This is a genomic window from Acinetobacter sp. UBA2063, assembly GCF_002333245.1.
GTDB classification, from domain to species: domain Bacteria; phylum Pseudomonadota; class Gammaproteobacteria; order Pseudomonadales; family Moraxellaceae; genus Acinetobacter; species Acinetobacter parvus.
Window position 1 is genome coordinate 1 of sequence record NZ_DDAH01000117.1, and the last position, 6474, is coordinate 6474.

General features: G+C 38.9%; 7 protein-coding genes and 2 pseudogenes. 6 read left to right on the plus strand and 3 right to left on the minus strand.

Translation table 11 applies throughout. The annotated features are described in order from the left end of the window. Positions 1–136: 136 nt before the first annotated feature. The 5 genes from cydP to B4H32_RS05125 are packed head-to-tail and all read left to right on the plus strand — an operon-like array spanning position 137 to position 3463. On the plus strand, positions 137–328 hold the full coding sequence (cydP, locus tag B4H32_RS05105; protein WP_286800505.1) for a cytochrome oxidase putative small subunit CydP: 192 nt from the start codon (positions 137–139) through the stop codon (positions 326–328). After that, entirely contained in the window at positions 328–1905 is a 1578-nt protein-coding gene (locus B4H32_RS05110; protein WP_286800506.1) for a cytochrome ubiquinol oxidase subunit I, read from the plus strand. Before cydP ends, B4H32_RS05110 begins: the two co-directional genes overlap by 1 nt. Further along, positions 1902–3047, plus strand: coding sequence for a cytochrome d ubiquinol oxidase subunit II (cydB, locus tag B4H32_RS05115; RefSeq protein WP_004682087.1), 1146 nt, complete (start codon positions 1902–1904; stop codon positions 3045–3047). Before B4H32_RS05110 ends, cydB begins: the two co-directional genes overlap by 4 nt. Before the next feature lie 14 nt (positions 3048–3061). After that, on the plus strand, positions 3062–3163 hold the full coding sequence (gene cydX / locus B4H32_RS05120; protein ID WP_004653762.1) for a cytochrome bd-I oxidase subunit CydX: 102 nt from the start codon (positions 3062–3064) through the stop codon (positions 3161–3163). Positions 3164–3166: 3 nt separating this feature from the next. Continuing rightward, entirely contained in the window at positions 3167–3463 is a 297-nt protein-coding gene (locus tag B4H32_RS05125; protein WP_004682089.1) for a cyd operon YbgE family protein, read from the plus strand. Between the two features lie 140 nt (positions 3464–3603). Here B4H32_RS05125 and B4H32_RS05130 read toward each other — a convergent pair. The 3 genes and pseudogenes from B4H32_RS05130 to B4H32_RS05140 all read right to left on the minus strand — a co-directional run bounded on the left by B4H32_RS05130 (position 3604) and on the right by B4H32_RS05140 (position 5683). Next, positions 3604–4068: pseudogene (locus tag B4H32_RS05130) on the minus strand (GNAT family N-acetyltransferase). 118 nt (positions 4069–4186) lie between these two features. Further along, entirely contained in the window at positions 4187–4864 is a 678-nt protein-coding gene (locus B4H32_RS05135; RefSeq protein WP_004682093.1) for a DUF2057 domain-containing protein, read from the minus strand. Positions 4865–5086: 222 nt separating this feature from the next. Continuing rightward, positions 5087–5683 (minus strand): nitroreductase family protein, encoded by a 597-nt coding sequence (locus B4H32_RS05140; RefSeq protein WP_004682094.1) that lies wholly within the window; start codon positions 5681–5683, stop codon positions 5087–5089. Between the two features lie 173 nt (positions 5684–5856). Here B4H32_RS05140 and B4H32_RS05145 point away from each other — a divergent pair. After that, positions 5857–6474 (plus strand): annotated as a pseudogene (locus tag B4H32_RS05145) (IS3 family transposase); the annotation flags it as partial.

The following is a 6474-nucleotide window of genomic DNA, read 5'->3' on the forward strand; positions in this document are numbered from 1 at the left end:
TTTGATCAAAATTTATATAATTAATTGATTTTTATAAATAATACTAAATTAATTCATTTTAAAGACCTTAAAGGTTTATTTTTAGTAAATTTTAATTAATAATGTGTAACATCTTAAAAATTATGAGGCTGGCTCGATGAAGACAAGTTCTCAAGACCCAAACCGAAGATTAATCAGAGAAATCACAATCATTCTTATTATTAAAGTTGTGCTTCTCATGGTGATTAAACATATCTGGTTCGATGCCCCAACCATTCCAAAAGATTTTAACAATCAAGTTGCCGAGCGTATTGCTGGTGACCTACCCAACAATCAGGAGACACGTTGATGATTTCTGAAAGCGTGGTCGATCTTTCGCGGTTCCAATTCGCAATGACCGCAATGTATCACTTTCTTTTCGTTCCTCTCACTCTAGGTCTGGCGTTTATTCTTGCCATTATGGAAACCACTTATGTGATTTCTGGTAAAGAAATTTACAAAGACATGACCAAATTTTGGGGGAAACTCTTCGGGATTAACTTTGCCTTAGGTGTAACCACTGGTTTAACGATGGAATTCCAGTTTGGTACCAATTGGGCTTATTATTCTCACTATGTAGGCGACATCTTTGGTGCACCGCTTGCAATTGAAGGCTTAATGGCTTTCTTCCTAGAATCGACTTTTATTGGTCTATTCTTCTTTGGCTGGGATCGTCTTTCTAAAGTTCAACACTTAGCTGTAACTTGGCTAGTTGCGATTGGCTCCAATATGTCGGCATTATGGATTTTGATCGCCAATGGTTGGATGCAAAACCCAGTTGGTGCTGCGTTTAATTACGAAACCATGCGTATGGAACTTGTAGACTTCGGCGCGTTGATTTTCAACCCTGTTGCGCAGGTTAAATTCGTGCACACAGTTTCTGCGGGTTATGTCACAGGTTCAATCTTTGTACTTGCGATCTCAAGTTATTACCTGTTAAAGAAACGTGATTTACCATTTGCACGCCGTTCTTTCGCAATCGCCGCAATTTTTGGCTTAGCTTCAACCCTATGCGTCATCTTACTGGGTGATGAATCGGGCTATGAGCTAGGTGATGTTCAAAAAACCAAACTTGCTGCAATTGAAGCTGAATGGCATACAGAACCTGCCCCAGCCGCATTTACTTTATTTGGTATCCCCAACCAAAAAGAAATGCGTACCGACTATGCAATTAAGATTCCATATGTTATGGGTATCATTGCAACACGCTCTACCGATAAACAGGTCACTGGTATCCATGACTTGATGAAGGAACACGAAATCCGTATCCGTAATGGTATGGTTGCATACAGTGAGCTAGAAAAGCTTCGTGCAGGGGATCGTTCTCCTGAATTGCTTGCTTCATTTGAGAAAAACCAGAAAGACTTGGGTTATGGTCTTTTATTGAAAAAATATTCTCCAAATGTGGTCGATGCAACTGAAGAACACATTCAGGCAGCAACAAAGGACACCATTCCTAATGTAGCGGCATTGTTCTTCTCTTTCCGTGCCATGGTTGCCTCTGGCTTCCTCATGTTATTGCTATTCATCTTAGCAACTTGGGCTGTTGCAAAACGCAATGCAGAGAACAAGCCCTGGTTACTCAAATACGCCCTGTTTGCTCTTCCACTCCCATGGATTGCAGCTCAAACAGGTTGGTATGTGGCTGAGGGTGGTCGCCAACCGTGGTCAATCGGTGAAATCCTACCAACACATCTATCTGTTTCAAGCGTAAGTACAGGTGATGTATGGGGTTCAATCATCGCACTTGCCGCGTTCTATACCGTACTTCTTATTATTGAGATGTACTTAATGATCAAATTTGCTCGTTTAGGTCCAAGTTCATTGCACACTGGTAAATATCATTTTGAGAAACTAGCAGCAAAAACTGGGGAGGCTCAATCATGATCGAATATGAACTCCTAAAAATTATTTGGTGGGTATTGGTTGGTGTATTACTGATTGGCTTTGCCCTCACAGATGGTTTCGACATGGGCTCAATGGCACTGATGCCATTTGTAGGCAAAACCGACTCTGAACGCCGTGCCGCCATCAACACCATTGCACCACACTGGGATGGTAACCAAGTCTGGTTTATTACTGCGGGCGGTGCCCTGTTCGCCGCATGGCCAATGGTTTATGCCGTCGCATTCTCAGGCATGTACTGGGCATTACTATTGGTTTTATTTGCCCTGTTCCTGCGACCTGTCGGATTTGACTATCGTTCCAAGCTGGAAAATACTCAATGGCGTACTTCTTGGGATTGGGGTCTGTGCATTGGTGGTGCTGTACCAGCACTAGTATTCGGTGTTGCATTTGGTAACTTATTTTTGGGCGTACCATTTAGCTTAGACGACACCTTACGTTCTCAATACACAGGCAGCTTCTTTGCATTATTGAATCCGTTTGCGCTGATTTGCGGTATTGTGAGTTTGTCGATGTTATGTGCTCACGGTGGTGCATGGTTAATGCTTCGTACTGATGGTGATTTACATAACCGTTCAGCTAAAGCAACTCAAATTATGGCAATCGTATTCCTTATATGTTTCTTAGCGGCTGGCGCTTGGTTATTCTTTGGAAATATCTCAGGCTATAGTTACGCTACTGCTGTGAATACTAATGCTGCATTAAACCCACTTGCAAAAGAAGTTGTAACAAATGCAAACCATGGTTGGTTGAATAACTACTCAACCTATCCAATTACTATGGCTGCACCAATTGTTGCAATCCTAGGTGCATTATTGGTTATTCTTAGTGCTGGAAAACGTAAGGCAGCTGCAAGTTTTACAGGTACGAGTCTGATGATTGTGGGTGCGATCTTAACTGCTGGTTTTGCATTATTCCCATTCTTATTGCCATCAAGTATCGATCCAACATCAAGTTTAACGATGTGGGATGCTGTTTCTAGTCACAAAACTCTTGGTGTAATGACTGTTGCTGCTTGTATTTTTGTTCCTCTCATTGTGATCTATACCTCTTGGTCTTATTACAAAATGTGGGGTGTCATCACTAACAAACACATTGAAGAAAATTCACATAGTTTGTACTAATGAGGAGATGTGAAATGTGGTATTTTGCATGGATTCTAGGCGTTTTGATGGCGTGCTTCGCAGGTGTACTGAGTGCGCTCTATATCGAACACCATCAAGATTTAGATGAGGAATAAGTAATGGCTCAAGCAATGACAACACCGAAGAATAGTAAGGCACAAGTGCTTGCAATGACCGTTTCGTTTTTGTTGGCATTGCCCCTTGCTGCCATTTTATTGGTACATCCTGCATTGATGCTGGATGCCAATGGTCACTACAACCACAGTATGCTGATGCTCGTCATGGTCGGTATTTCTGGCGGTTTTATTCATGGTGTTGGGTTTATACCAAGATTTTGGTTATGGAAATGGTTATTTAGTCCCTATATTGCATGGCCTCTGATGATCTTAGGCTATTATATTTGGATTGGTAATTAATCTTTAACAAATCAAATAAAGAGGAAGCATGGCTTCCTCTTTTTTTGTGTCGTTTTGAATGATCATTTAATAATACACAAAGTAATTACAATGTAATTTAAAATATTGAGTAATAAAATTTTTAATTTATAATCAATAGACTATATGATCGCCTTTTTCATTTCAATTAACTGAATTGGCACCAACGGCTGACCTACATTTGCATTTACAGGATAAGGCGCTGTATGACCTGTAATCTGATAACCACGACGCTGATAATATGCGATTAACTCAGAGCGGACATCTAAGACATACATAATTAAATCTCGAACTTCCATACAACTCTGTGCAACATATACTTCAACATAATTGAGCATTTGTTTGCCATATCCTAAGTTTTGAATCGATGAATCAATCGCAAAAGTTCCAATTTCAACAGAGTTATGATCAATACTGAGTCCAATACAAGCAACTAACAAACCTTGTTCATTCTCGCCAATAAACAGTTTAAAATTTGATCAGCTCAAGTCTCCACTCAATTGTTCATTGGTAATCCGTATTCCATCTACAAATGCTTTTTCAGTGGTCCAACTTCGCTCAGATTGAGCCCGATCAGCCAAATTGATTCATTCAACCAATTGCGCTACATCATCAATTTTTGCAGTTCTAATGTTTAAAGACATTTCTATTTTATACGCTCAATAAAAAACCGATGATAACATCGGTTCTTTTACAGTTGAGCAATTAGTTCGTTTGCCCTGCTAACCACGCCATAAATTTTTGACGTTCAGCTTTCGATGCTTTTTGCCACAACTCTACTAATTGCTGATCTGTGGTTTTTATATTGCCAGATACTACCGTTGTTGCTGTTACAGCAACAGGTGCTACATTTGTTGTCGAAGCTGCATAGACGGGTGCAGGTTGATTCACAACATTATTTTTATTTTTTTGGGTTAAATCTAAGGTACGAGCTAATAAACTATTACCTGAAAACCACGGTTGAGCTTCATTATTTGCACCTGTTTGCTGTACTACAAGTTTTTTACTTTGATCATATAAAGCAACCGTAGGCTGTTCAGCAAATTTTTTTGCTTGACTAAAGTCTTTTGGAGCATTTACGAGTGCCAAATTATAAGTTTGATTATCTTTAAGATCTGTTGTTTGAATTGTTACCACACCAGATTTCACAATATCGTGTTCACCATTTAAGTGTTCAAAATATTCACGGTAACGAACATTTACCGTTAAGTTCCCAGGATCAACCTGATAGTTATTTTTCTTTGAAGGAATTAAACCATTATTTACTTCTTGACCATTTACCGCAAGAATCACGATTTCTTCAGGTGCAGTGATTGTGACTGCTGAAAAAACTGAACTACTCAATAATAACCCGAAAGCAGCAACACCAACTCTTAAAGACATTAGACTCTTCTCGATATAAACAATTTATGAAATCGTAAGCACTATGCTCTGCGATTATGACCATTTTATGACATAAAACAAAACTGTCTATTCCAACAATTTGGCTTTTTTAAGATATATACATCAATTCTAATGCTAAGCGCCGTAGTTCTTTTGGCGAATACAAACCTTAAATAAAAAAAGAGCACATTGAGTGCTCTTTTTAGTGATACATATATTTACTTAGTTAAAAGTTTTGAAACGTGCAGCGTCATCCATATAGGTTTTTTCGCCAGCAGCTGCTTCAATAGAACCGAATACTAACTGGGCACGTAGTTTCCAGTTTGATGGAATATCAAAAGTTTCAGCCACTTCGGCATCCACGATTGGATTATAGTGCTGTAATGATGCACCAACACCAATTTCAGATAATGCTGTCCATGTTGCGAACTGTGCAATCGCACTTGAATGTTCAGACCAAACTGGGAAGTTATCCGCATACAATGCGAATTGCTCTTGTAAACCTTTTACAACATCTTGATCTTCATAAAATAACGCTGTACCAAAACCTGCTGAGAAACTATCAATTTTCGCGCTAGTATTTGCAAATGCTTCTGCTGGAACCATTTTACGTAAAGTTTCGCGAACAATTTCCCAAAATTTATGGTGTGATTCACCATATAAAGTTACAACACGTGAAGTTTGTGAGTTGAATGATGATGGGCTGTGTTTTACTGCTTCGCGAATTGTTTCTTCTATCGTTGCCTGGTCAACGGTAAGATTTTTACCAATTGCATAAATGCTACGACGCGATTTAATGCTATTTAAGAAGTTACTCATGTTGTTATTCCTACTTTATGCTCTTTGGAGCGTTATCTTGGATTAAATGTAGTGTATAACGATGCATTTTTTAGGAATAGTCTAAAAAACATGACAGATCGTTTTATTTTTGAAACACTTATCAGCACCTAAAAATATACCGAGTATTTCACTTAAATATTCTTTCACTCCATTATTACTATCGCCCAAAACCTGTAAGTGCATCAGATCTGAAGCTGATGCGTTGTATGAATGAATTACATATGCAATACCCTTTTGCAGGTAGCCGTATGATGCGTGATTTGTTGAATCGTCAAGGACATCCTATAGGACGACGTCATACACGTACTTTAATGAAAAAATGAGCATTAATGCGTTATATCGTAAACCAAATCCAAGTCAGGCCAATCAAGCTCAGCGTAAATATCCATATCTGCTCAAAGGATTGAGTATTCAGCGGAGTAATCAAGTGTGGGCAAGGGATATAACATATATCCCTATGGCAAAAGGCTTTGTCTACTTATGTGCTGTGATTGATTGGCATAGCCGCAAGGTACTTGCGCATAGGGTATCGATGAGTATGGAGGTTGCATTTTGTATATAAACATTAAATGAAGCTATTAAAAAATATGGCCGACCTGAAATCTTTAATACAGACCAAGGCAGTCAATTTACCAGTGATGCATTTATTGAAGCATTGAAATCAAATGACATTCAAATCAGCATGGAGGGTAAACTTGCGCAGTATACTGCTCATGGATTGATAATGTGATGGTTGAACGGTTATGGAAAAGCGTTAAATATGAGCAGGT

Bases quoted from the DNA above. Each gene is read 5' to 3' on its own strand.
- B4H32_RS05125 (WP_004682089.1), top strand. From the start codon at position 3,167: ATGGCTCAAGCAATGACAACACCGAAGAATAGTAAGGCACAAGTGCTT.
- cydP (WP_286800505.1), top strand. From the start codon at position 137: ATGAAGACAAGTTCTCAAGACCCAAACCGAAGATTAATCAGAGAAATC.
- B4H32_RS05110 (WP_286800506.1), top strand. From the start codon at position 328: ATGATTTCTGAAAGCGTGGTCGATCTTTCGCGGTTCCAATTCGCAATG.
- B4H32_RS05135 (WP_004682093.1), bottom strand. From the start codon at position 4,864: ATGTCTTTAAGAGTTGGTGTTGCTGCTTTCGGGTTATTATTGAGTAGT.
- B4H32_RS05140 (WP_004682094.1), bottom strand. From the start codon at position 5,683: ATGAGTAACTTCTTAAATAGCATTAAATCGCGTCGTAGCATTTATGCA.
- cydX (WP_004653762.1), top strand. From the start codon at position 3,062: ATGTGGTATTTTGCATGGATTCTAGGCGTTTTGATGGCGTGCTTCGCA.
- cydB (WP_004682087.1), top strand. From the start codon at position 1,902: ATGATCGAATATGAACTCCTAAAAATTATTTGGTGGGTATTGGTTGGT.